Annotated in this window: 16 protein-coding genes; 6 read left to right on the top strand and 10 right to left on the bottom strand. The window is 55.2% G+C overall.

All coding sequences use genetic code 11. The features are described 5' to 3' along the window. Positions 1-27 precede the first annotated feature (27 nt). Positions 28-2178: a lipase family protein gene (locus Pan97_RS10050; RefSeq protein WP_144972140.1), complete on the bottom strand. Its 2151-nt coding sequence runs from the start codon at positions 2176-2178 to the stop codon at positions 28-30. Positions 2179-2403: 225 nt separating this feature from the next. On the opposite strand from Pan97_RS10050, the gene Pan97_RS10045 reads away from it, so the two are divergent. Further along, positions 2404-4614, top strand: a complete 2211-nt coding sequence (locus tag Pan97_RS10045; RefSeq protein WP_144972138.1) for an endonuclease — start codon at positions 2404-2406, stop codon at positions 4612-4614. A gap of 74 nt (positions 4615-4688) precedes the next feature. Here the strand turns inward: Pan97_RS10045 and Pan97_RS10040 are convergent, their stop codons facing one another. The 4 genes from Pan97_RS10040 to Pan97_RS10025 all read right to left on the bottom strand — a co-directional run bounded on the left by Pan97_RS10040 (position 4689) and on the right by Pan97_RS10025 (position 13788). Further along, the gene (locus Pan97_RS10040) at positions 4689-9911 is read right to left on the bottom strand and encodes an SAV_2336 N-terminal domain-related protein (protein WP_144972136.1); all 5223 of its coding nucleotides are present in this window, start codon (positions 9909-9911) and stop codon (positions 4689-4691) included. Continuing rightward, complete coding sequence (locus Pan97_RS10035) at positions 9908-10870, bottom strand: AAA family ATPase (protein ID WP_144972134.1); 963 nt, start codon at positions 10868-10870, stop codon at positions 9908-9910. The genes Pan97_RS10040 and Pan97_RS10035 overlap by 4 nt, the downstream gene beginning before the upstream one ends. Beyond that, the gene (locus Pan97_RS10030) at positions 10870-12567 is read right to left on the bottom strand and encodes a VMAP-C domain-containing protein (protein WP_144972132.1); all 1698 of its coding nucleotides are present in this window, start codon (positions 12565-12567) and stop codon (positions 10870-10872) included. The genes Pan97_RS10035 and Pan97_RS10030 overlap by 1 nt, the downstream gene beginning before the upstream one ends. 63 nt (positions 12568-12630) lie before the next feature. Beyond that, positions 12631-13788 carry a trypsin-like serine peptidase gene (locus Pan97_RS10025; RefSeq protein WP_165698686.1) on the bottom strand — a complete coding sequence of 386 codons (1158 nt, stop codon included), beginning with the start codon at positions 13786-13788 and terminating at the stop codon, positions 12631-12633. A 585-nt stretch (positions 13789-14373) separates the two neighbouring features. Between Pan97_RS10025 and Pan97_RS10020 the strand changes: the two genes are divergently transcribed. After that, positions 14374-15819 (top strand): sulfatase family protein, encoded by a 1446-nt coding sequence (locus Pan97_RS10020; protein ID WP_144972128.1) that lies wholly within the window; start codon positions 14374-14376, stop codon positions 15817-15819. 13 nt (positions 15820-15832) lie between these two features. Here Pan97_RS10020 and typA read toward each other — a convergent pair whose 3' ends face one another. Then, positions 15833-17641: a translational GTPase TypA gene (typA, locus tag Pan97_RS10015; protein ID WP_144972126.1), complete on the bottom strand. Its 1809-nt coding sequence runs from the start codon at positions 17639-17641 to the stop codon at positions 15833-15835. 312 nt (positions 17642-17953) lie between these two features. On the opposite strand from typA, the gene Pan97_RS10010 reads away from it, so the two are divergent. Continuing rightward, positions 17954-18988, top strand: a complete 1035-nt coding sequence (locus Pan97_RS10010; protein ID WP_144972124.1) for a zinc-binding metallopeptidase family protein — start codon at positions 17954-17956, stop codon at positions 18986-18988. On the opposite strand, the gene Pan97_RS10005 is transcribed toward Pan97_RS10010, so the two are convergent. Then, the gene (locus tag Pan97_RS10005; protein WP_165698685.1) at positions 18958-19953 is read right to left on the bottom strand and encodes a DUF4261 domain-containing protein; all 996 of its coding nucleotides are present in this window, start codon (positions 19951-19953) and stop codon (positions 18958-18960) included. The two genes, Pan97_RS10010 and Pan97_RS10005, sit on opposite strands and share 31 nt — an antisense overlap. Before the next feature lie 190 nt (positions 19954-20143). On the opposite strand from Pan97_RS10005, the gene Pan97_RS10000 reads away from it, so the two are divergent. Further along, entirely contained in the window at positions 20144-20869 is a 726-nt protein-coding gene (locus Pan97_RS10000) for an oxygen-binding di-iron domain-containing protein (protein WP_144972120.1), read from the top strand. 667 nt (positions 20870-21536) lie between these two features. Here the strand turns inward: Pan97_RS10000 and Pan97_RS09995 are convergent. Then, a complete protein-coding gene (locus Pan97_RS09995) occupies positions 21537-22664 on the bottom strand; it encodes an ISAs1 family transposase (RefSeq protein ID WP_144970136.1) in 1128 nt (375 codons plus the stop codon). A 510-nt stretch (positions 22665-23174) separates the two neighbouring features. On the opposite strand from Pan97_RS09995, the gene Pan97_RS09990 reads away from it, so the two are divergent. After that, positions 23175-23744 carry a hypothetical protein gene (locus Pan97_RS09990; protein WP_144972118.1) on the top strand — a complete coding sequence of 190 codons (570 nt, stop codon included), beginning with the start codon at positions 23175-23177 and terminating at the stop codon, positions 23742-23744. A 99-nt stretch (positions 23745-23843) separates the two neighbouring features. On the opposite strand, the gene Pan97_RS09985 is transcribed toward Pan97_RS09990, so the two are convergent. Together Pan97_RS09985 and Pan97_RS09980 are read right to left on the bottom strand one after the other, a co-directional pair. After that, positions 23844-24077, bottom strand: coding sequence for a hypothetical protein (locus Pan97_RS09985; RefSeq protein ID WP_144972116.1), 234 nt, complete (start codon positions 24075-24077; stop codon positions 23844-23846). Positions 24078-24197: 120 nt separating this feature from the next. Beyond that, on the bottom strand, positions 24198-24758 hold the full coding sequence (locus Pan97_RS09980) for a PSP1 C-terminal domain-containing protein (RefSeq protein WP_144972114.1): 561 nt from the start codon (positions 24756-24758) through the stop codon (positions 24198-24200). Positions 24759-24919: 161 nt separating this feature from the next. Between Pan97_RS09980 and bioB the strand changes: the two genes are divergently transcribed. Beyond that, a complete protein-coding gene (gene bioB / locus Pan97_RS09975; RefSeq protein ID WP_206668924.1) occupies positions 24920-25936 on the top strand; it encodes a biotin synthase BioB in 1017 nt (338 codons plus the stop codon). The last annotated feature ends 127 nt before the right edge of the window (positions 25937-26063 follow it).

Below are 26063 nucleotides of genomic sequence, written 5' to 3'. Positions count from 1 at the left end.
CACACGATAACGCGACACGTCACACAGCTATGAGATACGCGACAAAATCTTGTTCAAATAGTTATGTAATCCATGATCGGAGATGCTGGGAATCAACCCTTCCGTGGCGACCACGCCGGAAGCCACACGACTCTCGTCATCAAGCCGCTCCTGGAGGATATGAAATTCCGTTTCCGACATCGTTTCCGGTTCCGGAGCGAGCGCCTCCAGCGACTCGGTATTGCCTCGTCGATCCAGTTGCATCAGTTTGCCAACATGCACGTAATTGGGAGGAACGCGCGGCACGATATCGTCTTCGTTGACGAAGCGAAAGAACTTTCCAGCCGTCTTCCCGTTAATGAATTCGCGGAAATCTTTCTTCCCGACCGCAGGCTGGCCAAAGGTGTAAATGCCGGCTACCTCGAACTCTCCCGCATGAATCCACTCCGCGGCCGCGATCGTCGCCAAAGCTCCACCGAGACTATGCCCCGATATCACCAACTTTCGATCCCCCAAGCCAAAGGAACGCATCGCCGTTTCCAGCGCCGCCCGTACCTGCTGAAAGCCATGAAAGAAACCTTGGTGAACGGTACCATACGCCACGGAAGTACTGAAGAGGGTCAAATCGCGGAGCCAATCACGAACGCCTGCCGTGCCGCGAAACGCGACCGCCATTGCTTCTTCGGTGACGGCCACGAAACACTCGGTGTCGTTTACCTGAATGAATTCACAGCTATCAAAGTCCCATTGGTTCTGACAAACATCAGAAACCCGGGGGCCTTCCGAATACACGAGGTGACTCGTGGCGCACGTCGCTAAAGCCAACTCCCAGCTGAACTGACTTCCGGCATACGAGGTGTTTTTGAACCGGGCGTAGGCACGGTCGATGATCTCTTGCTCGTTGTCTCCTCCACCACCAAACAGCCCTTCGGTCGTCACGCTTGGCGGGGGAGGTACCGGAGGCGCTCCGGCCGCGATTGATCCCAGGCTAACGGTAATCTGCAGCGGTACCGTAAACGTGATTCCTCCGGCTGTTACGTTCACTGTAGTCGCCGGATTGCTTGCCATCGCGGTTGGGCTGGAGGTGATCGCTTGGGCGCCACTTCTTTTGGAAACCGCGGCCAACGTGGGAAGCGATTCGCCAGGAAAATCGGCGTTTTTCCAAGCCGCGTCCCAATCACTGGTCGGGGCAACCGCGCCACGAAAGCTCAAGCCTGCGTCGACGACTCGCGCGTCGCGTGCCAGTTCAAACGTAGGAACGGCATAGTTGGCCTCCAGGTAGATGCCTGCGAAATGCAATCCTACGACCTCGCCGGAATCGATGTCGACCACCATCGAGCCAGAACACCCGCCCAGTGTCGAGGCGTCGTGCGTCATGGCGCGAACCGTATGGTTGAAGCTGCCGATCGGCTGGACCTCACGAGCTTTTCCCGGTTGCAGCCGTTTAATATTGAAGACTCCACCGTAGATCTTGTTTTGCAGATCAAGATCGTTCCGGTCGTCCTGGGCGGGGTACCCGATCACCGCGATGTTATGTCCAACAATGTCTTCGGGCGAGACGACCGCCAGAGGGAGTGGTGCGTGATGTTCCTGCAAACCGACAACCCGCAGCAGCGCCATATCCCAGTAGGGGTGAATCATCACCACTTCTTGGACGGCCAGGTCGGGCAGATCTTCTTCTTGAAACAACTCTTTACGAAAGTTGATGGCGGAAGAGCGGTGCGGCTTGAACTTCAGATTCCTAACGCCGAGCCCCATCGTAAAGATCTCGGCCACGTGACGATTGGTCATGATCAGGTCTTTGCCGACCACGAACCCCGTGCCGCCATAGGGGACCAGAAGGTCGCCTGGCAGTTCGATTCGCCCAACCGAAGGAATCAGCTTCGAGAGGCGATTCTTCACGTCCTGGTCATCCAGTACTCCTTTCCAGTCCTTGGGAACTTCCTGATAGGTATCACGCATGATGTTGATCGCTGGTCGTTTCGTTTTGTGGACGATCGCTTCCAGCGCATCAGCCTGCGCTACTTCCAGAACGCGCCCCGATTCGAGATTCTCGAGCCCCCTGGCCGTCGACTCCTGAACACGATCGGAAGGCCCCATCGCCTCTAAAGAGCTTTGTTCCGGAAGATCCAATCCCTCAGGGGCAATTTGCGGGAGATAAGCTTGAAGTCGTCGACTTCGCTCTTCGAGATTCAACATCGGGTCTATCCTTGGCAGTCAAGCGTGTAACTGGGGCGACGGCGATATGCATCGACGCCATGGTTGTACCAGATGTTGAAATGCCATGCTAATTAATTCTTGTCATCGATTTCATAACACCGATAGTAGTTTTCTTAACATGCTATCGATTGTAATCATGCCTACCACAGGCTACATTGATCGCGGTAGTTATTTCAGACCAGGCAGTGACGGAAAGACCCCATCATGAACGCACCTCGGCAAGGTTTCGCGAAACACTTTTACGAACAAATCGACCGGACCGCCAAGCGTTACGCAGAGCGCAAACCAGAACAGGAAAAGGTCCTGTCCGAGATTCGAGTGGGGAAGAACGTCGACGTTAACCTGCCTGATTCCATTCGCAAACGCGTCGGTCAGCTACGAATTCCTCTTGAACTCGATCTGCCGGCAGATGCTGCCCCCTCCTGGGCTCCTATGTCCACGATTCCCAGCGGTCCCGCCGAAATTTCCGAACTTAACCTGGGCCCCGTGCCGGATAATATCCGCTCGATCGCGGAAGAACGTGTCCTGGGAACCAACAACCTGATGCCGATCGCTTACCTAATCCGCGGCAGCCAGGTCTCGCGTTCGGTGGGACGCGTCGTGATTCGCAACCGCTTTGGTCAGCGCGTTGGATTTGGGACTGGCTTCCTTGTTTCGCCTAATCTGCTGTTGACCAACAATCACGTTTTGCCGGATGAAACATTTGCCGAAAAGAGTGTGGTCGAATTTGATTTCGCGGCGAACTTTGCCGGAATGCTGCTTCCCTCGATCGAGTTCTCCCTCGCACCAACGCGTTTCTTTTTCACCAGCGAGCTGTTCGACTTTACCTTGGTTGCCGTCCAACAAAACGACTCCTCGCAGCGCGACCCCCGAGAGTTTGGTTGGATCAAGTTGCACGAAAGTGATCCTGACCGCATGGTGGTCAAAGGGGAGTTCGTGTCGATCATTCAACACCCCAATGGCGAATCGAAGCAGATTGCCCTGCGAGACAATCAGGTCATCGACATCTTCGACAATTTCCTCCATTACGAAACCGACACCGCCCCAGGCTCTTCCGGGGCCCCGGTCTACAATGATCAGTGGGAATTGGTGGCGCTGCATCACTCCGGCGTTCCCGAGCGCGATGAGGATGGAGATATCCTGGCGGTCAATGGCCAGAAGTGGACCGAGTCGATGGGGGATCACCGCATCAAGTGGGTTTCCAACGAGGGGATTCTGGTCGACCGCATCGTCCGTGAAATCAAGAACGCCTCGTTCAGCGGCGAGAAAGCGAAGCTCCGGGACGAACTTCTCAATCTGTCGCCGGACACACATCCCACGGAATCCGAACCAAGTCGCGTTTCCCCACCACCGGTCGACGTTTCGCGGGTGGTGTCATCGGTTACCCCTGCGATCTCGCAGGTAACCAGCGGTCTGGCGACGACGATGACCATTCCGTTGAGTGTCACGATTTCGCTCGGTGGCCTGGCAGCGTCCCTTACGTCGACGCCGCCTTCGTCCGCGGCAGCGTCATCGACAACAACATCGGTTACGGATGACCGCTCTTCGCAAGATCCCGATCTTCAAGCTGCCTTGGCGGAACTGGAGGAAGCCGATACGCGTCCTTACTTCGACGAAGCGGCGGATAGTGCGGATGTCGAAAGCTACTATTCGGGCATCAATCCGGACGATCTTTCCGGACCGGAACTCTTTGAAAAGCTTTTTCAGCTGCTTGAGAAAACACACGCCAGCAAGCTCAGCTACAAGCCCAGCGTCCATCTATACCCGTGGATCGATCTGCACGAGGATGGCCAGCTTCGCAGCATTTACTCAGGCAAGAAGTTTAGTGCCGAAGAATTCATCCGCGAAGACTTTCGCATCATGCAGCTTCGCTCGATTCGCCTCCGCGAGATGCTTGCCCGCGAAGGGTCTTTCGATGCCGAGTCGATGCACGAAGCAGCAGAAGCGCTCGAGGCTTCGCTTCCCTTCAATTGTGAGCATTCGGTGCCCCAGTCATGGTTCTTAAAACGGCAGCCGATGCGCGGGGATCTGCACCATCTGTTTGCCTGTGAGGTGGGTTGCAATAGCTTTCGTGGCAACACGCCCTATTTCGACTTCTCCGATTTCGAGGAAACGGTTCGCGATTCCTGCGGAAAGAGCGTCGAAGATCGTTTTGAGCCGGCCAGCGGCAAGGGAGCGGTCGCCCGGGCGATGCTCTACTTCCTGGTGCGGTACCCAGATAAACTAGCCAGCGGCTTGGCCAAGAAGCAGCGCGACCGAATCGAAACGCTCCGCGACTGGCACCGAAAGTTCCCTGTCGATCGCTACGAACAACACCGCAATCAGGCCATCTTCCAGAAGCAGGGAAACCGAAACCCATTCATCGATCACCCCGACTGGGCGGACAAGGTTAGTTTCGATGAGGTCTCTGCCTGATTGACCCTGTGCGAGAACGTAAATGGGATTCCGTTATCTATTCGCCCCTGCATCGGGCACGGGGTACTTTGTACCTACGAAGTAGCGGCTTGCCCCCTTTTTAGGATGTTCTCCAGGTATTTGCTCACGTTGTGATCGGAGATGCTAGGGAATAGCCCTGCGTATCCGGAAGACGAGGATTCATAAAAGAACTTCTCGGCAAGGAGTCTTCGCCAAGTCAACTCCTCGGTTTCGCTTGTTGTTTCCATTTCTGATGAACTTGAACCCTCTCGCCCTAAATGGATCAATTCTCCCACGTGCACGTATCCAGGCGGGATCCGTGGAACGATGTCGTCCTTGTGCACGAAACGAAAGAACCTGCCTGCGGTTCGCTCATTCATATACTGTTGAAAATCAGGGTAACCCACCGCTGGCTGACCAAAGGTATAGACTTCCGCTATCTCGAACATCTCCTCATTAACCCACTCCGCGGCAGCGATCGTTGCAAGAGCACCACCGATCCCATGACCGGTCAGTACCAGCTTTCCCCCTTGTATTCCCAGTTTTTGCATGTGTCTTTCCAGGTATTCCCTGATGTTTTTAAACTCATGAAACATGCCACTATTTACTCTACCGTACTCAGTCTTTTCATAGTTTCGATCAACGACACTGAGCCAGTCACGAATCTCCTGGGTCCCGCTGAATACGACGACTATCACGTTCCTGGCGACAGTCAGAAGGCACTTGGTGCGACTCGATGTAATGACATAGTACGTTCCCCAACGCCAGCGTCTATCACACACCTCATGAATGTGTTCGGTTTCTCCATACGCTAAATGACACATCGCGCAGGTGCTAAGCGCCAAATCCCACGAGAACCCGCTCTCCAAGAATGAATCCAATCGAAACCCGTCGTAAGCACGTTCCACAATCGCCTGATCACGATCGCTGGAATCGGACGACTTGCCTGTCGGGTCCTCGCGGATCGTGCTCAGATCTATTTCGACCGTTTCTCGATCGTCCAGCTTCATATCGACGGTGTCATGGGCGCTGGAAGGGGGCGGCTCGACGTCGATGCCAAGCTGCTCGGCAAACGCCCGAAGATCCTCGTTTTGCGGTTGGTTCCGGCAAAGTTCTTCGACATATTCGACGATGCGTCCTTGATGATTCCACCGTTTCACCAATTCGCGCGTCGCGGCCTCCAAATTCAGTTGTCGCATATGCTCAAAGGCTATATCATCCGGAGATGAACTCTGGGAATGGCTCACCTCCTCAGATGACTTTCCCCGAAGTACGATCTCTTGCAGGCGTTCCAATTCTGAAGAATTCAAGACACGGGGCCGGGTCTCATTGGCCGCATGAATCATTGGTCCCAGGATTGCTTCCTGGCCCGTGAAAAAGCGTGCCTGCAAACGGTTTCCCTGTTCTGGGCTTTCCTTGGAGACCAGGCCGACAACGTGAAACTTGCCTTCCCGCATCAGAAGGATGGGAGCCCCCAAGACTCCTTCGAGATTTAAACCTTCGCGCTGCAAATCTTCGATATCGATGCGATGCAAGGTCAGCTCACCGTCATCATCACGAACTGGGATGATGACAAATTCGTCGGAGGGGTAAATCCGTTCAAAATCGAGATTCGAAACGGGCAAATAGCGAGGAATTGAATAGCCGTACTCCGCGGCAATGATCCAAAACCCCTCTGAATGAATTTGGGTCGCCGCCAGTGCAGCCCATCTTCCATAGGCCGAACTCAACGAGACCCCCTTCAGCGAATCGCTGATAGCGAGAAAATTGGGGGTCAGCCAAGAGGCGGAAGAAATCGCAACGCCTGTCACCGATCCCCACTCGCGAGAAGCACTCGTGGACGCACTGCAGAGCGAATCGGCGAAGTCCGGTGGGGTCTCCACGGTTTTCTCGATCAATTCAACGTACGATTTTCCTTTTCCTGGTTGCCAGAGCTGCGTGGGAACTTCTTCACGTGTCGTGTCGGCGGATTCTAAACCGTCGTCGGAATCACCGTTCGACTCTGGCAACGAGACAACCGGGATGGCCAATTGCCGGGCCACACGCAATGCGCGATCGACCTCTTCACCACCCCCAATCACTACCAGAACGTCGCAATACTGTTGAATTTCGAGCTCAGCGACCTCGAAGGAACGCCCGTGTGTCGTTCTGTCTTCGACTTCCACCTTGCCAGGCTGTGGAAGTTCAGCAAGTTGTCGAATACTATCATCCAGTCGATCCATTTCCTGCAGTAGAGAAGGCATAGACCCGTCTAGAATTGTCAATTCGACGATCTTGGCAACCACCCACGGCAGTGTTTCGTCTGCCGAACCGGACATCAGGAGACCTCTTTTCTCCAGAATGCCCGACAACGTCTTGACGTCATAGTTTTCAAGAATAGCGGATTCAATCTGTCCTCGAATCTCTCGCGGATACTGAGACATCGACCGAGCTAATTCTCGCAAACGCGACTCTTGCCGGTTAATCAATGGGTGGTCAGGATGGGAAAAAATCACCTTGCCGAAGCGATCTGCGGCCAAGTAGCCGATATACGCTTCATAACCTGCTGTTGAGCTATCGATAGTGGAGATAACAAGCTTGTGACCTCGGCGGCAGAGTTCTTCTCCGATTTCCCGGCAGTCCAAGTCCAAGCGACCAAACGAAGGGCCTGGAGTTATTGATCCGACAATCCGCACGTGCAGGCTGCGCGGGGCGTGGTCGCTGCTCTCTTCTTCCTGGAATTCAAAAAGCTCGATGGCCTTGTCGCCGTTCACGGCTGCGGCAAGTTGCAGCGATTTCGGGTTGAAGGCGACTGCCCCGTAAGGAGAATCACTTGGCTCGAACGAATGGGTGAAAATGACTTTCCAGTCCGAAGTAGAACGTACTGCGATGGTGCCTTCATGCCCGCGTGAGGCCAGCAGCGAACCGTCCATGGAACAGCTGACTCCGGTAATCTTTTGTTCGTGCGCCTTGATGGCAGGCACAATCTGATCGCGCGTCTTCGGATCCCAGATCGATACTTCGCCGTTACTGCCTCCGGCGACCAATACGACTTGACGCCCATGAAAATTGGTCAGTACAGCCAATGAGGTGGCATCGACGTTGAGAATCGCCTCCGGAGACAGGTTGAGCTGATTGGTCGTAAAGATGACGATTTCCTTCCTGGAGGCCACCGCCAGGGTTGTTTCGTCCAGCCACTGCATGGCTCGCACGGGCCCTTCGTAAATCGAAGCAAGAAAGTTCAACGACCAATTGGACGTGTTCCAAAGTCGAACCGTTCCTCCAGCTGTGCCGGTTGCCAGTAGGTTTCCGCCTGGCGACCATGCCACGGAGGTCACATCAGAATGATGTCCCATCAGCGTCCAGACCTCGACCATCTCGTCCGAATAGATCCGTGCCACTCGATTGTAATAGGCCAGGGCAAGTCGCTTACCGTCGGGAGACCACACCGCCTGGTTGACCCCAGAGGAACTGACTTGATGAGGAGGGCTGACCCCTTCTTGGCCTGGCAGGTCGACATCCCACAGCGTTAACTTGCCATCCACCGAAGGAATCGCCAGACGACGACCATCGGGGGACCAGCTGAAACGAAAGCAGGGTGCCGTACCTTGATAGATTTCGGGGGTCGACGAGGAAACGATCTCTCGGACGGTATCCTTGGGAGCGTCGACTTTCAGTCGGCCTGAGTGATCGGGATCTAGCCGAAGTATGCTTGCCAGAACTTGTGCGATGGGGTCTCCTTGCGAATGATCGCTCAGTTGAATCGGTCCCTCGGCAGTACGAAACTGAGCTAAGAAACCTCGCAGCCGTCCCAAGTTCGCTTCGACGTACTCCGAAGTTCTCTCCACAATTTCACGACGTAGATAGTGAGGCACGCCTTCGAGTAGCTGCTCGCGAATTCCCGGGTGAAAGTCGTAGATAATCTGTTCGGGATCGTCCGACGTCGAACCAGCCATCGGGCGCAACAGCCCGCTGAGCCAAATCTCCGCTTCCACCACGGGGCCTTTGACCTTCGGCATATAGACGCTTTCCAGGATCCGCACCAAAGGGAGACATATCGCCGGAGCCGCTGCCAGAAGCTTGACCAACTGCTTTGCCTCTGGCGAAGCATAATGCCGAAACGATGCCAGGGAACGTTGGGCCTGCCCCTCTCTGTCACTCTCGCTGGACTTCGATGAACGCTGGGGAGCCATCAGACCATGGCATATTTTCGACTCTCGGCGTCGGCCGGCCAGGAATTCGGCAAGGCTTGTCAACGAGTCCTCATCGAAAATCGACCCAATAGGAATCACGGCCTCCAGCGTTTCGGGCTCCTGCCTGGGACCTTTCCGCAAGAGATCACGTAATCGATCGGTTGTTCTCTCCGCCACGCGGTAAGAGCGATTGGCCCCCAAAAACTTGGAGGACCAGGTAAGGCGCCTGGCTCCGCGATCTAGCGTAGTGCGATCCCAAAGATGTTCGGGCAGAACCTGCGCAATGGCAACCGTGGCGTCTTGAGCCCAGCAATTCAACTGATCGATCCAAGCCTTATCGTGCCAGGCCGGCGACACGCAGTCGGAAAGAATTAAATAAAGCAACGGTGCATGAGGATCAAGTCGATCCAAAACCACTTGCTTGGGCTCGCGATCTCCGATTGACCCTGGATGAAGTAGAAGAGGACGCCCGTTCTTATAGACGAGGCAAGCATCGGTGATCCGGCGAAATGCCCCGCATGCATGAAAGAGGCGACGAAGTTCGGCCATGACGCTTCGCCACATATCCATCGAGGTCCCATGATCCAGTACCAACGCCAAATCGAGTTGACGCTCGGACATGGGCAACTCAACCAGTTCCCATATTTTCTCGTCGGCAATCCGTGCGACGGTGGCATCCAAATCCAAAACCGTACGACTGCGCGACGGACCTCGTTCCAGAATCGGACGCAGCGCCTTGAGGATTCCACGCTCGTTTTGAAGCGGTTTCGGCGCGGGAAGTCGCACAGGCGTCATTCCGGAAGTGGAGTCCTCCAGTGGGCCCCTGGCATAGAGATTAATCCTCTTCCGCTCAGTCCTTCCCGGACCTTTCTGATGCTTCGAAGTACCACCCGAGCGAGGCGGCGGCAACTGCGTTATGCTGTCGGTATCGGATGGGGATTTTTCCTTCTCTGTTTCAGGCTTCAACGCAAAGAGTTCTGAAGGCGAGAACTGAGCCGCCAGCCACATCACATCGAGCAAGTCCCAACTGGTGACTTCCCAGCCTTGCGTTTCCGCAAAGTCAGCCAGGTTCCGCAGGAAGATTTCTTCATTGCTCGGTGTGTTCGTGGCGGAAGTATCGGTCATTGATTGAGCCCGCGAAATACAAGGTCTTGTAAAGCCTTCCGCTCCGCAGCGTCTTCAGGAGGGTTGGCTCCGCCGAATATCAGATACAGCATGTTCAACAGTTGATCCGTTGCCATCACCTTCCCTTTACTACGCAGTTGAATGAACTCATCGACCAATGACTTCAATGGTTCATCTTTGCCGCTTAGGCAATCGCCCAAATGCGCCTCGGCGATTTTAATCAACCGGTCTCTATCCGGTTCCCGAATATCCAGTCGCAAACAGCGTCGATGCAAAGCGAGGGGAAGGTCGCGTTCGCCGTTACTTGTCATCACGATAATGGGCATCGATTGGCAACGTATCAGCCCTTTGGTCACATTGATGTGTTCCTCCGACTCGACGTCGGCAACTTTCACGGGAACCGTCTCCTGCTCTTTCGCCATCCGGGCTAACTCAGGAATCTCGTACGTCCCTTCTTCCAAGACGTGAAGCAGGTCGTTGGGAAGATCGATGTCGGCTTTATCAATTTCGTCGATCAGCAGTACGCGAGGCCGGGGAGACGCCAGCGCCGTGCCGAGCCAGCGAAGTTGTACGTAATTACTGATTTCTCGCGATCGTTTTTGGCTGTCCTCATCGGGAAGATTGACGTCGCGCAGCCGGGCGACGGCGTCATAGCTATACATCCCTTCGCTCAGCGTCGAACGAGAATTGATCGGCCATTTCAACAAGGGCTCTAATTTCAATTCTTTCGCGATCGCGTAGGCCAAAGAAGACTTTCCGCATCCTGGAGGCCCCGTAACCAAAATCGGACGCCGCAAGTGAAGAGCGGCGTTCACGATGCGAATCTCGTCTGGCGAAGGTAAATACTTTTCGCCTCGATTCGTCTGTCCACTACGCCACGGCGGAACCTTTCCCTCGAGAGCTTTTAGTCCGTCATGCGGTTCTTGGGGAGTCCCACGAAATACTTGCCACTGGTTCATTATCTAGCTCCACCGAAGGATTCTCTTTCAGGTAAGAAATATTCGCCGTTCTCGAAGAACAACGTCAGGTTCTGCCCGAGGTGGGCGATATCGCTCTTTCCCTCGACACGCAGTTGACGTACTTGTTCGGGTAAATCGAACAACGACTGTTGCAACCATAACAGCACCTTTTGCCGCAACTCGGCAGTCACATCGCCGCTTCTTGCTCCTATGATGATGGGCACGCCAGCGGCAACCGCGGCAAAGATTCCGGCCATTTCATGTTCGTTCAACTGGGATGGGAGGGGTCTATCAAAAACCATGCATGCCAGGTGTTGGTCTGACTCATATTGATTGAACAACTCGCCAATCGACTTCTCCTCAACGAGATGAACGACGGCCGCGGTAAACTGACCATCCTTCACCAGCGATTGCCCGGCATTGTTGTTGGCGACCAACTGATCCCATCGATCCCTGACTCGCTCGATCGAATCGGCATTGCATTCCAACGAACGAATCACGACCGGGTTCTCGACGCCGATCTTACTGTTGACGAATCGATTAAAGGGAATCTCGAATTGGTCGACTGGCCGCTGAAACGACTCAAGACTCACGAAGAATTCAAAAGTCAAATCGCGCAATGGAACGCCCAGTTTACTTGCGCTATCACGAACCATGCGTAGATAGTTAGGAAAGTTACAGTCTTCCCAGTGCGTGTCGGGATGGTCCGCCCCGAGTTCCTCGTAGTCGTCCAGTTCCCGATCGTACAGCCAGGAACGTGGCATCCATACGATTTGAGCCGGCGTCGAACGCTCCGATTCTTTCAGTTCCACCAAGATAAAGAACCGCCGCTTGCAGGCCTGAATGTTTTGTTCATCGCGAGGGAATTCGAGCGTCCAGTTCAACCTTTGGACCGTTTCATTCCACCACTGTTCCAGTTGTTGCTGCTGAGGCGTTTCCAAGTCCTTCCGAATGAGCCTGCAAAACGTGGTTAACGGAGTGCTTCGGGTCGCCAACGCCTGTGCTCGTACGATTTCATAGCAAACGACGGGAATCGTGCGGCGAGCTTTAGCCAAAGAGACGTTAAAGTAAGACCCTATTGCACGCCGCAAACAGTCGGCGGCCTTCTGCTCTTGGATATGATCCTTCAGCAGTTGATACAGCGAGACGGAGGCCTTCCCTTCGGCCCCCAGTACCTGCTCGACAACTCGCCGGCACTCTTCCTCTTGATCGCAATCGACGGCCACCACCAGGCACAGCAAACGGGCCCAGTGTTCACTACTTGCCCTTTCGACGAGCAATCGAATCGCTGCCTGCGGATTGGTTTCATCAGCTGCGATCACGGACAGAAACTGTCCCAACGATTCAAGCAACTGATCTAGCTTTTCACGAGTGACGTGGCTGACTAAAAACTCTTCCAATTGCTGCTCTTGAACGAGGGTCAGTTCCCCGAGACGCGTGTTTTGGCACCAGTCCGACAAGTCCGTATTCCCGGGACAATCCGCACGCATGGCCCTCAGCATCGGGCGTAGCCAGCCGCTGTCCACAGCGATTTCCCTAAGCTCTGCTACAATCGCTTTCAAACCTTGATTGGTGTCGAGGATTTGCCCCAAGTGGATGCCTAGGTGCGTACTTAAACACCGTGTGAGACTACTTTTCGAGCCACCAAATGCGGAGAGAATCGCCGCGTCGAGGGAAATCTTTTGTTGCTCATTCATTCGCGTTTCGTACCCAGAAGACAAGCTGTTCATCTCTTTCAGTTCAGCAACAACACAACTCGGCTACTTGATCTGGTCCAGCTTATTACGAGACACCAGCAACTCTCGAACCGCCGCGATCGGAATTCCCTGATTGTAAAGCATCTCCTTGTCCGCTGGCCAATCCTTGGCACCTGCTTGATGAATCCCGATGAGTTCCAGTTTGGCGTTAAATAACGGGGCACCGGAGGACCCTGGCAGCGCATTGACGCTATGCATGATGCGTGTCTTGTTTCGATCGATACCGGTGACGCCTGGTTTGTTCGAGTCCATTTGAAGTGACTCGCCGTTGGGATATTGAAATACGTGAATCCAGGCGTCCTGCGGGTCGAAATCGTCGGCGAACGTTGCTGCGGGATCGGCGGGGAAGGGGCAGTAGCCACGGTCTTCGCCACCAGCAACTTCATGATCCAGAATCTTCTGCGAACCGGGACTGCCGTCGATCCGCAGAAGGGCATAATCGAGGTGATCTGAGGGACGCTCGATCTGGCAGTTCTCAGTCAGCGTTTTCAGTTGCAGGTCCGCTTCATCATAAGGACTCGAATCGATGAGCCACGAATCGTTGTTCACAAGGGAAAACTTCTTACCTTGAAAATTCGCCCTATTGACCATTTTGGGATGTTCATCAAAGAGAACTCGAACCTTGTCGCGTTTGGCACCTCGTGTTTCGTTGATAACGTCGTGCATCACATGATAGTTCGTGATCACGGTTTCATTGCCAACCAACAGCCCCGAGCCCATGACGTCACCATCACTCGTGGGTACCTCAATACGGCAGACCTGGCTTAAAAGTTTTCCCCAGCGGAGATAAAACTCGACCGGATCAGTAAAGCCTCGCTTGGGATCCAACAAACGCTGCAGCGAGTCGTCGTCCGGGGCCCGCTTTCCCTGCGAACCTGGGGGTCGGTTCACAATATTATGTTTCCAGGCAACGTCTAAGAGATTCTTGTTATTGGGAGCTTTCTCAAGCATCGCCAATACAATCGAATCGACATCAAAATTGCAATTGTAGTTATGCAGCAAATTAAAAAGCGTATCGGCAGCGCCATTACCGTGATCATGATTCTGGAGTTGATCGTTGAGCTTATAACTCAAGACGTGCCCGATCTGGACAATGCTACCGGCTGAGTTAATTGCCTTTTGGATCTCGCCTAGCTGTGGTCCTGTGTAATGCTGAGACATGAAAGCAACACCCATTTGCTGCAAGAACTTACGTTGACACACCCGCTGCTACCAGGGAGCTAAATCCAGCCTGGCGCCCGACAGAAAAGACAGTGATAACGGACCAGTAACGCACAATCAAATAGAACTCGCGCTGGGTCTATCAGAAAACAAAGAATTCCCAATCTCCATGAGGGACCGTAGTAGCGTAATAGTTATCAAACGCCTTACTGCCGCACAATCTCCGAGGTTCAATAGCTGCCTGGGAGTTGGTTACGAGATCAGTACCTGCATGCTTCTGAGGTCATCACGGTGAGAACTTCACGAAACAATAGGTAACAATAGGTATTGTCTTGCATTATGCGCAACAGTTTTTGTCGCAGTCCAGTCGCGACAACTCCCAATCACTACCCGGTGAGACCGCAGCGCAAATGCCGAAACAAACGCAGCCGCAATTGCTTCAACCGTTCTTCCGCCAGGAACTCCTTCCCACGGCGTAAGGAGTCGGATACGGAGAGCGCGTACAGGTTTGCAGCACCCAGAAGCCCAAGTTATCATTCTAGTACTCTCCCTTAACCCAATTCCCACCCGACGAGCGACCTTCTCATGCTGCGATTCCTACTTATTGGCGCCCTGACATTGGCCAGCTGCGCTGCATTGACGTCGTCAATCTATGCGGCCGACACTCCGCCTAACATCGTCGTCATCTTCATCGACGACATGGGCTATGCCGATATCGGCCCATTCGGGGCCAAGGCCTACAAGACTCCCAATCTCGATAAGATGGCGGCCGAAGGTAGGACGTTTACTGACTTCTACGTCACCCAGGCAGTCTGTTCCGCTTCGCGCGCGGGGCTGATGACGGGGTGTTATAACGTTCGGGTTGGTATTCAGGGGGCATTGGGGCCGAACTCCAAGATTGGGATCAACCCGGAGGAGATGACCCTGGCCGAACTTTGCAAGGAGAAAGGTTACGCCACGGCGTGCTTCGGCAAGTGGCACCTGGGGGACAAAGCCCCCTTCCTGCCGCTGCAAAATGGGTTCGATGAATACTTCGGGCTGCCTTACTCGAACGACATGTGGCCTTACCATCCTGGCGTGCGGCATCTTTCGGAAGAAGATCGCCTGAAGCGTTGGCCGCACCTTCCGCTGTACGACGGAAACAAGGTCGTCAATCCGAAGGTCGATGGCAAAGCCCAAGAGCAGTTGACCACGCAGTACACCGAGCACGCCGTCGCATTTATCGACAAGAACAAGGACAAGCCGTTCTTTCTGTATGTGCCGCACAGCATGGTGCACGTGCCGCTGTACGTTTCCGACAAGTTCAAAGGGAAGTCAGGGGCCGGGTTGTTTGGAGACGTCGTCATGGAGGTCGATTGGTCGGTCGGTCAAATTCTGGAAGCGCTCAAGCGAAACAAGATCGACGACAACACGCTGGTGATCTTCACCTCCGACAATGGACCTTGGCTCTCGTATGGCGATCACGCGGGCAGCGCCGGGCCGCTGCGAGAAGGGAAGGGGACCATGTGGGAAGGGGGCTGCCGCGAGCCGACCATCATGCGTTGGCCAGGCCACATTCCGGCTGGCACGTACTGTAACACCCCAGCGATGACGATCGACATCTTCCCGACCGTGGCCAAGTTGATCGGAGCCGAACTGCCTGAGAAGCCGATCGATGGCAAGGACATCTGGCCCCTGATGGCCGGCACGGAAGGAGCCCAGTCGCCGCACGAGGCGTACTACTTCTATTATGGAACCGGCTTGAAAGCGGTCCGCAGCGGCAAGTGGAAGCTCGTCTTCCCGCACGAGTATCGCACCATGGCAGGCAAGCCAGGGGGCACCGGCGGTATCCCGGCCAATTACTCCAGCGCGACCACGCCACTGGCCTTGTTCGACCTGGAGTCGGACGTTGGCGAGCAGAACAACGTCCTGGAAGAGCATCCGGACGTTGTGCAGCGACTCCAAAAACTGGCCGATGGCATCCGCGAAAAGCTGGGGGACTCACACCAGAAGGTGAAAGGGAAAGAGAATCGCCCCCCAGGCCGCATTTAGCCTGACGCTTCGTTTACTTCCGGCTCTGACGACGTCGATCCGCTTCTTTCAGCAGGATCTTTCGCAGACGGATGTGATTCGGAGTGACCTCGACCAACTCGTCGTCCTCGATGTACTCGAGGGCGACTTCCAGGCTCATGTCTCTGGGCGGACGAAGCACGATGTTTTCGTCCGAGCCTGAGGCCCGCATGTTGGTCAGCTTCTTTTCCTTCGTGGGGTTCACGGTCAGGTCGTCGCTACGCGAGTTCTCGCCGACGATCATCCCTTCGTACACTTCGTCGCCGTGACGCACGAACATGTCCGAGCGTTCCTGCAAGGCAAACAGAGCGAAGCCAACCGCCTTGCCGGAAACCATGGAGATCATCGCTCCGTTGGCTCGACGTGGCACGTCGCCGGAGACGGGTCGGTATGATTCAAAGCGGTGATTGACGATCGCTTCCCCTTGCGTCGCGTTGAGCAGTTTGGTTCGCAAACCGATCAAACCACGCGAGGGAATCGTGAAGATCACCTGGCTGTAGTCGCCGCGCGGCTGCATTTCGACCAGCTCGCCGCGACGTTCGCCCACCAGTTCCATGACGGGGCCCATCTTTTCCGATGGCACCTCGATCACCAGTTGTTCGTACGGCTCTTCCTTCACGCCGTTGTTGTCACGCATGATCACCTGAGGCTTCCCAACCGCCAGTTCGTATCCTTCGCGGCGCATCGTTTCGATGAGCACGGCCAGGTGCAGCACGCCGCGGCCGCTGACCAGGAAACTGTCGCCTGACTCGCCTGGGCGAACTCGCAGCGCGACGTTGCGTTCCAGTTCCTTCTCCAGGCGATCTCGCAGGTTACGCGAGGTGACGTACTTGCCGTCTTTTCCAAGCAGTGGAGATGTATTGATGGTAAACATCATCTCGAGCGTCGGAGCGTCGACCGCCACGCGCGGCAGTGGGGTCGGCTTGTCGACGGCACAGATCGTGTCGCCGATGTCGATATCTTCCAGGCCGGTCACGGCGATGATGTCACCGGCGCCGGCTTCTTCCACTTCGACGCGGCCGAGGTTTTGAAATTCATGCAAGGCCACGACTCTTCCGCGCTCGAAGGTATCGTCCGCCTTCGAGATCATGACCGACTGCCCCTTCTTGATCTTGCCTGACTTGATGCGGCCGATCGCGATTCGCCCGGTATATTCGGACCAGTCGAGCGTCGTGACGCGCATCTGCAGCGGTTCATCCGGGTTCACGTCGGGACCGGGAATGTGTTTCAGCACGAGGTCCAACAGTGGACGCATATCCCCTTCGCGAACTTCCGGATCGGGGGACGCGAAGCCCGCTTTGGCACTGGCGAACAGGTAAGGGAACTCGGCAATGTCGTCGGTGGCGCCCAGCGAAAGGAACAGGTCGAGCACTTCGTCGACCACTTCATGCGGACGGGCATCGGGCTTGTCGATCTTGTTGATCAGCACGATCGGCTTCAGTCCGCATTCCAATGCCTTGGAAAGCACGAACCGAGTCTGCGGCATGGGGCCTTCGGCCGCGTCCACCAGCACGACGGCACCGTCGGCCATGCTCAACACGCGTTCGACTTCACCACCGAAGTCCGCGTGCCCAGGCGTATCGACGATATTGATCTTCACCCCTTCATAGGGCAGGGCGATGTTCTTCGCCAAGATCGTGATACCGCGTTCCTTTTCCAGGTCGTTCGAGTCGAGAATTCGCTCGCTCGAAAGCTGGCTTGCCCGGAACTGGCCGCTCTGGTGCAGCAGGCAGTCCACCAAGGTCGTTTTGCCATGGTCAACGTGGGCAATGATGACAATGTTTCGTAGGTCGTCGCGTCGCATACTGATTTGTGCTTATTAAGGCAGGCCTAATCTTCCCGTCCAAGAACCGGAAATCCTATCAGATTCACCTGATTTTGGGGTAGGGGACCCGCCCTTACATTCGCAAATCCGCAGGAAAGGGGGAGGGAATTCTCAAAACGATAACCCCCTGAACCCCGCATTTCGCCACAAGGGACCCCATCCGGGGAGGTCCCTGCGATCCGCGGCTGGGCAGAAATGGCATGTCCTGGCTGAAAATAGGTCCGACAATTGCACTATGATCGGTCCAACCACCGATCCATTTCCCGTCACTAACATTCAGGTCACCCTCCGATGAAAACCTTTCGCTGCCAATGCGGACATAAGTTGTTCTTTGGAAGCTCCCACTGCGTCTCCTGCAAAGAAACCGTCGGCATGTGTCCGACGTGCCGAGAGGTGACCGCTTTGAAATCGCTCGGGGATGACGCCTGGCAGTGTAGCAACCAGGCATGCGGGCAGAAGCTGAAACTTTGCCAGAATCGCATCGATTACGAGGCCTGCAATTGCACGGTGGCCAGCGAAGTAGAGGATCAGGCATTTTGCACCTACTGTCGACTGAACCAGGTGATCCCTGATCTGTCGATCGAAGGCAACCTGGTGAAGTGGCGCCGCCTGGAAGCCGCCAAACGGCGCGTGCTCTATGGGGTCGAAACGATCGGGCTTCCGATCGGCGATCCGAGCCGCAATGATTTCCTGCCCCTCAAGTTCGAGTTCAAAGAAGACGATACTCAGCCGGTTTCCACCGGGCATGCGTGCGGACTGATCACCATCAATTTGAAGGAAGCCGACAGCGTCAAGCGCGAACAAACGCGCGTCGAGTTCGGCGAACCCCAACGAACGCTAATCGGGCATTTCCGCCACGAACTTGGGCACTATTACTGGGACATGCTCGTCGAGCCGTCGAAATTGGAGGCCTTTCGCCAGTTATTCGGCAACGAAGAGAATCCCACGTATCCTGAAGCTCAGTCGGCATACTACGCCAACGGTCCAAAACCTAATTGGCAGTCGCAGTTCATATCCGCCTACGCCAGCATGCATCCGTGGGAAGACTTCGCCGAGAGCTTTGCGGCCTACCTGGACATGACCTCGATTGTCTGCACGGCTCAGGCCTTTCCGCGGATCAACGCCGACGTCCCGCCCGACGACTTCGATGCCTGGCTGAAAGCGTATCGCGAAATCGGCGTCATGGCCAACGAGTTCAACCGCGACATTGGCCTGCTGGATCTCGTGCCGGAAGTCTTCAACAAGCCAGTGATCGAAAAGCTGCGATTCATGCACGACTTGAAGGATATCCGCGTTCAATCGCCGGAAAGTTCGTCGTCGGCTTGATCTTCTTCTGCTGCATCCTCTTCGGCCCGTCCCGTCTCTTGTACCAGTTTTGGTATTTCATGATCGTCCATCGGCACGAAGCGGAGAGTCTCGCGCGGGGGATCGCAGATGCCGTTCTCGAACTGGACGGCCTGCCAGCGGATGTCGCCGGGGCCATCCATCGTTTCGCCGTCGTTAATGATCGCCCCGCTTTGGACGAGGTAATTCGAGGCGTTCCGCAGAAAGTTCGCGACTTCGTTCACTTCGTAATCGTCGACGACGAAGCAGGCCTCGATATCGGGGATCTCCAGTTGCCAGTTACCAACCGTATCCATTAGCGCCCACGTCTCGTCGATGTTGAACAAGCGAACGTTCGACCAGACATCCAGCGGCAACAGTTCGTTGGCCCAGCCGTAGTTCAAACTGGAACGGAAGTTGTCTTCGTCTAGCAGGACTTCTCCGTTGGGATTGAAGTAGCACAGCGCCCCGTCCAAACTGAGCAGTGCCTGAACGATCTTCATGCTGAATTGCAACTCGGCGGTAGGGTCGTACTCTTCCGGCAGGCACTTGGCATCTTCCCCTTGACCGATGACATAGCTGGTGCGGATGCGAAGAAATGCCTGGTGTCGCTCGACCACCTCGGGGGCTTCTTTCCACGCCCACGACTGCTGCATCGCACGTTCCAGACCTCCGGGGTAGGCGAACGGTCCGAAGTGCCCCATCGACCAGGCTCCAAACACCATGAACTCGGTTTGAGGATCCCCCATGTCATCGGGCCAGACATGATCGACCGTATCCACCGTGACCGTGCCGCCCGATTCTTCGTCGAACATGACCAACGCACTGGGGCCCCCCATCGCCCACTGTTCGCTTTCCTCACGCGTTCCGAGCAACTCGAAGTCGCTCAAAACTAGCGCAACCTCTTCGATCGAGATCGGTCGCTCGAGCAAAACACAAACACCTTGCGTGAAAATTCCCTTGGCCATGGCGTTTGCCCCGGTGAAACACATATTGCGATAATCGATGCGACGCCAAGCATACGCCCACGACCCTAGAACGTCAAACCTCTGAAAGTTTCCGCGATCCTGGGGGCGATGGAAACGAGCTTCCCCCGGGTCAACGCATGCGATACAACGTGGAGAAAATCCAATCAATCATGCCTGGATCCCATCTACCATGGCCAACATCACGGAAATTGCCCCAGATCTGTTTCGCCTATCGGTGTTCGTTCCGCAGTTGAACATGCAGTTCAATCACTTCCTCGTGCAGGACGACGAGCCGCTTTTGTTTCATACCGGGCTGAAGGCCATGTTTCCGGCACTTCAAGAAGCCGTGGCGAAGATCATCGATCCGAAGTCGCTCCGCTACATCGCCTGGAGCCACTTCGAGTCGGACGAATGCGGTGCCCTGAACGAGTGGCTTAAAGTCGCCCCCCATGCCGAGCCGGTCTGTACGCTGGTCGGCAAGCTGGTAAGCGTCGACGATTTCTCCGATCGCCCGGCCCGCGGCATGACGCCGGACGATGTCCTAGAAACGGGCAAGTATCGTTATCGGTTCTATCGGTCTCCTCACATTCCGCACGGCTGGGATGCCGGCGTGTTGTTTGAAGAGACGACCAAAACGCTCTTCTGCTCGGACCTGTTTCATCACTTTGGTGATTGCGCGGCGATCACCAGCGAATCGCTGATCGAGCCAACCCAGCAGGGCATGCAACTGCTTCAGCAAGGACCGCTGGCCGGGTACATGCCGTACACGTCGCAGACCGAAGGAGTTCTTCGCAAACTTGCCGACCTGCAGCCAGAAACGCTGGCCGTCATGCATGGGGCATCGTACCAAGGGGCAGGGGATCAGCTGCTATTGGACCTGGCCAGCGTTATCAAGGCAACGTTTGATCCGTCATAACGAGTCAGCTCACTTTCCGTAATCCATTAAGCTGAAAGTCTGAGCCTGAGTTTGTTTACGGCGGAATCACACGCGTCCATTCATTTCGCTTGTCATCTTTGACAGTCCAACCAGTCTCTGCGTCGAACATGACCAAGGCACCCGCCCACTGCTAGCCTCCTCGCGTGTTTCCAATCATCGAAGTCACTTCAAGCGAACACGAGCCCCACGTCCCCACCTCTGAGCCGCTGGGTAACCCAAAAAACGGACCCGCAACTCGTCGAGGAGACAAGATGAAGCAACTGTCTTTTTAAAATCCAAATTTTTTCGCGTTCACATCAACGAATGGCTATCTCTTGAATTAGTCGACATTTAGGAAAGTCAGACTTTTCGTAAACTACATTCCTGACCTTTGCCATCCTCATTTCCGACAGACAAGACAATTGACCGTGTGGATTTCTTGCTTACGATTCGATTAACACTCCTCAAGAATCACATCTCCTACCTAAATCGATCAACACAAGGAGGTCCTTAACCTCATACCAGATCAATGCCGCAGGTCGAGATATGTTGATGTGTGACGGTGCACTGGTTTCTACGACATGGCAAGTTTCCGTTAAACAGATACACACACGGATGTGTTATTAGTAGGTTACGGGGCTTCGGTCCACGGCGATTGCACCATAACTCACCGTCCCAGCAGGACTTCCATGCGGTAGTCATCGCCCCAGCCGCATTTTAATCGTTTGTTCTTCACGCCGACCTTGGCTGTCTTGTTGTTCTTCAGCAGGCTCAGGCTCGTCCTTCGTAGCAGGCTAAAGTTGGCGTCGGCGTGCCCTTTGCGGATGCGAGATTGATCTTCACCGAACGTCACGTCCAGTTGCCAGTGCAGGCTGTTTTCAATGCCCCAATGACCGCGAACGGCCTCGGCGAAACGCTTGCCGGAAAGGTACTTGCTCAGGATATAGTATCGCACCTCGCTCGTCTCGTTCCCGCCTTGCTTCACGATATTGATCGTCATCCCGATCGCCCTCAAGTTCGACCAACGATCTCGTGTGATGATCTCGTCGTTCACAGGGCAGATATAATAGGAACGCGACTCCTCGCGACCATGCCCTTTCTCGTGCGTTTCGTGACGGTGTACTTTGGCTCGCTTGAAATTGCTTTCCTGCTGCGCGACAAAAAAATCTTCGATCGAATCGTGGAGGGTCGGCTGATTGCGCTTCACGGCCAGGCAATAATCGGCTCCCTGGTCGACGATCTTCTGAGCGATGTCCTGTTGGCAACCTTGAGCGTCAATCGTCACTAAACTGCCGGAAACCTCGACGATTTCAAGCAGTTTGGGAATGGCGGTGATCTCGTTGCTCTTCGCGTCGGTTACTACCTGGCCGAGACTCACATGATTGGCAGTCGCCCAGGCACTGACCATGTGAATGGCCGCCTTGCTGCTGGCCTTGTCGAAACTCCGCCGCAGCGTCTTGCCGTCAATCGCGATGATCTGCCCGTCGGTGATTTCGTGTAAGGCGGTGATCCAAGTCAGCAAACACTTCTCAAACTCAGCCGGATTCAGCGAAGCCAAGATCGCATTAAAGCGATCGTGCGAAGGGATGCCGGAACTCAAATCAAGGAACTTACCCAGCCACTCCTTCTTCATCTCGGCCCAGTCGGCGATAGCCACAAAATCATCCGCCCCACTCATCACCGCACACAGCGCGATGGTCACGATATTCGTTAACGGATAAGTCACCTTGCGAGTCCGCGGATCGGTCAGATCGGCAAAGCACTCTTGAAGGGAAACAGGCGAACGTGACGACATGAGAAAGGCACCTGAGAACACCGGATCAGGCCGCGACAACCTCCGTCACAAAATCGCCTGACCGCCATTGCCTCAGTGTCGCAGATAACCCATCATGGCGCAATCGCCGTGGGCTTCGGTCGAGAGCAATAGAAACCAAAACCTTTACTTGATCAACAGCGCGATGCCACCCAATTCCACTCGCCACATTCGTGGAATTGCGGAGGAGCCTAATTCTGCTTCGCGTTTCTCCCTGCGGTCCCTTTTAACCTGGACCAGGTTTCATATTCCACTTCGTGAAATTTGGTCTACCTACCGCGGGCGATTAGGCTGCCTGGGGGAGGGGAAAACGCGGGCAGTGTGTGGCGCACTACGTGAGTTGTTAAATAGTTGTGGACGGCGGCCATACCGAACACGATTTAACAGCTCACACCCGCGTACATCCCCGCTTCTTCGCCTGTCCTAGTCGACGCCATTATCGAATCACTCGAATCGTTAACAATGGCATCTATCCTATAGGACACGACTACTATGCGATGGACGAAATGGTTCTCTCAACCTGTAACAGGTGTGTTTTCGTATCTTACGAAAAACCCTTTTTGGCGCCGTATCATGGAGGGTGCTGTTGGCTCGGCCATTGGCGCCTACTTGGTCATCGCGTTTAAGGCATTCGTAGGAATTCTTTTCGTCTCCTCATTGATACTTGGCCCTATCATTGGCTGGGATAGCAAGCAGCCGGAAACTACCGCACTCTTTGCGGGCGCATGGACCGATAAAGATAAGAAGTACGTATTGTTTACTCCCAGCGGAAAACCATGGTACGAATTGCATCTGCACGGGCGTCCCGAAGGGGCGCTGGGTATCATCCTGGAGCATGACGATGACTTGCCTGATCGCAACGAGAACCTCTTTCAAGGCGAGGTCTATTGCCTGGATCATCTCGGCACGACAGGACGGGTGTTGTTGACTCGCGAACCGCAAAACGCGATTCGCATCCGGGTGCTCTGCGATGGCCCAGCACATAACAGTTTTGAAATTGAGCTGCGTCGAAGTTGGCCGACCGAAGAAAATGAAAATGCGGAATTCATCGCAATTCCATAGTTTGCCTCCCAACTCTTTCCCACCCAAACATCCCTCCTCGCTTGTTCGCTTATCCTCGTCGACTTACAAACCCCAATAACGGTCTTATTTGTCGAGCAACTAGTTCGCCCGCGGCATGCGATAAGCCGCGACCGAACTCAGGTTGATGCGTGGATATGAAACGCATCGCGGTCCCTTGCCGTGCTCTGGCTTCTGATTTCCGCCAAGCATCTTAAATTGACCGTCGACCTCGTCGAGCAGTGCGTCGCGGGTTCCTTCGATGCCCGTCTGAGCCAGGCTCCAGTTGACGAATGCACCGCACCACTGGAAGCCTTCATCCCCTTTACGCTTCATCGACTTGCGTTTGTTCGCCGTGCTGCACAAGTGCGGGTACCCGCATATCGCATGCTGAGCGTGCTATCAATTCTGGGCAAATAGACAGCCCATCACGTCGCCCTGCGAAGATGGCTAAGGCTACTTTTTACACGCCCCGGCAATCGCGCAGCTCGTACAGGCGTCGCCGCAACCGCCAGCTTTTTCTTCCGTTCCGCAGCCGGGACCACACCCGGTCTGCAGCAAATCGGAGAACTGGCTGATGCCGGCGGCCGCGTTGTAGGTTTCGGCCAAGCGGTTGGTCAGCTGAGCCACTTCCTCCGGAACGTCCCCCAGAAAGTAGAAATAGAGCGAGCCACCGTCGAATAGCTGCTCGACCTCGAGCAGGGGAACGTGGATGCCGCGATTGGTTAGTTCTTTCTCACAGGCCGCGAAGGCTTCCTGACGATTACGTTCCAAGCGAGCCAGGATCAGGTCGTCTTCGACGGTCACGCCGCGGACGATCGAGCCGTCGGAATCGTTTTGCTCCGATTCGCCGGCCGGACCGAGGATTTCCCCTACTTCGAGCCCGCGCGAGGTGCGGCAGATGACACGCATGCCGCGATCATAGGCGATCGCATCGACCGACGTAAACCGACCGACATGCCCCAGCACGCTGACGCGAACGAAATGATGGCGCCCAATGGCCGTTTCTTGTATCAAAATAGTCTCCTTACCCCCATTTTCGCCGATCACTGTACTCTTGCCAAGTGTCGACAGCCACTCACCTTACAATTCACCGCCAACCGTTTTAGAATGGGCGATTGGCCCAACTGGCCAAAATACGCTTCCCCACTCGACCGTTAAAGAAGAGAACGCCGCCGATGTCAATGTCGACACTATCGTGGTCCGCCTTGGCCGAAGAAGTCTTGCGTGGTCATCAATTGACCGTGGAGGAAGGTCTTTCGATCCTCCATTCGTCCGACGACGAACTACTGGATGTGATGTCCGCCGCGTTCAAGATACGCCGCCAACACTTTGGCAAAACGGTCCAGCTGTATCAGTTGATGAATGCCAAAAGCGGTCTCTGTCCGGAAGACTGCGGCTACTGTTCGCAGTCGAAGGTCTCGGACGCCGAGATCCCCAAGTACAACTTCCTCAGCCGCGACAAGCTAATGGAAGGGGCCAAGATCGCCGCCCAGCGGGACGTGAAGACCTACTGCATCGTGATTTCGGCTCGCGGTCCGAACGAACGCGAGATGAAGGCCGTCGAGACGATCGTTCCCGAGATCAAGGAAAAGTACGACCTGAAGATCTGCGCCTGCCTGGGCCTGTTGAGCCCCGAACAAGCCGATCGCCTGAAGGCCTGCGGCGTCGATCGTGTGAACCACAACGTGAACACCAGTGCCGAGTACTACCAGAAGATCTGCTCGACCCACACGTACGAAGACCGCATCGATACGCTCAACGCCGTCAAAAACGCCGGCCTCGAAATGTGCAGCGGCGGCATCGTGGGAATGGGCGAGTCGGACGAAGACGTGGTGAAGATGGCCCTCGAACTACGCGACCTGGGCGTGCACTCGATTCCAGTCAACTTCCTGAACCCGATCGACGGCACGCCACTTCAAGGCCTGGGCAAAGACCTGAGCCCGCGCCAGTGCCTGCGCATCCTGGCCGTCTATCGCTTCGCCAATCCCAGTGCCGAACTGCGTATCGCCGGCGGCCGCGAGATCCACCTGCGAACCCTGCAGCCGATGGGGCTGTACGCCGCGAACTCGATCTTCCTGGGAGACTACCTCACCACGCCAGGCCAAACCGCGGAAGACGACTACAAGATGCTCGAAGACCTCGGCTTCACCGTGACCAAGACGGAAGAAGTCTCGGTGGGTTCAACGAACTAGATCCGTAAGGTGCGAGCAGCGAAACGCATCGCACCGACGACGGGAAGAAAGAGATCTAACCACGGATTACACGGATGAACACGGATAAGAAAGACTTAAGTGACCCAGAGAGATTTCTCTCCGGGCC

The organism is Bremerella volcania, from assembly GCF_007748115.1.
Classification (GTDB): Bacteria; Planctomycetota; Planctomycetia; order Pirellulales; family Pirellulaceae; genus Bremerella; species Bremerella volcania.
Note: the sequence above shows the minus strand (reverse complement) of the source record. Positions and strands in the feature narration are given on the sequence as shown.

Bases quoted from the DNA above. Each gene is read 5' to 3' on its own strand.
- Pan97_RS10035 (WP_144972134.1), bottom strand. From the start codon at position 10,870: ATGAACCAGTGGCAAGTATTTCGTGGGACTCCCCAAGAACCGCATGAC.
- bioB (WP_206668924.1), top strand. From the start codon at position 24,920: ATGTCAATGTCGACACTATCGTGGTCCGCCTTGGCCGAAGAAGTCTTG.
- Pan97_RS10000 (WP_144972120.1), top strand. From the start codon at position 20,144: ATGGCCAACATCACGGAAATTGCCCCAGATCTGTTTCGCCTATCGGTG.
- Pan97_RS09990 (WP_144972118.1), top strand. From the start codon at position 23,175: ATGCGATGGACGAAATGGTTCTCTCAACCTGTAACAGGTGTGTTTTCG.
- Pan97_RS10005 (WP_165698685.1), bottom strand. From the start codon at position 19,953: ATGGCCAAGGGAATTTTCACGCAAGGTGTTTGTGTTTTGCTCGAGCGA.
- Pan97_RS09995 (WP_144970136.1), bottom strand. From the start codon at position 22,664: ATGTCGTCACGTTCGCCTGTTTCCCTTCAAGAGTGCTTTGCCGATCTG.
- Pan97_RS10040 (WP_144972136.1), bottom strand. From the start codon at position 9,911: ATGACCGATACTTCCGCCACGAACACACCGAGCAATGAAGAAATCTTC.
- Pan97_RS10025 (WP_165698686.1), bottom strand. From the start codon at position 13,788: ATGTCTCAGCATTACACAGGACCACAGCTAGGCGAGATCCAAAAGGCA.
- Pan97_RS10020 (WP_144972128.1), top strand. From the start codon at position 14,374: ATGCTGCGATTCCTACTTATTGGCGCCCTGACATTGGCCAGCTGCGCT.
- typA (WP_144972126.1), bottom strand. From the start codon at position 17,641: ATGCGACGCGACGACCTACGAAACATTGTCATCATTGCCCACGTTGAC.
- Pan97_RS10010 (WP_144972124.1), top strand. From the start codon at position 17,954: ATGAAAACCTTTCGCTGCCAATGCGGACATAAGTTGTTCTTTGGAAGC.
- Pan97_RS09985 (WP_144972116.1), bottom strand. From the start codon at position 24,077: ATGAAGCGTAAAGGGGATGAAGGCTTCCAGTGGTGCGGTGCATTCGTC.
- Pan97_RS10045 (WP_144972138.1), top strand. From the start codon at position 2,404: ATGAACGCACCTCGGCAAGGTTTCGCGAAACACTTTTACGAACAAATC.
- Pan97_RS10030 (WP_144972132.1), bottom strand. From the start codon at position 12,567: ATGAATGAGCAACAAAAGATTTCCCTCGACGCGGCGATTCTCTCCGCA.
- Pan97_RS10050 (WP_144972140.1), bottom strand. From the start codon at position 2,178: ATGTTGAATCTCGAAGAGCGAAGTCGACGACTTCAAGCTTATCTCCCG.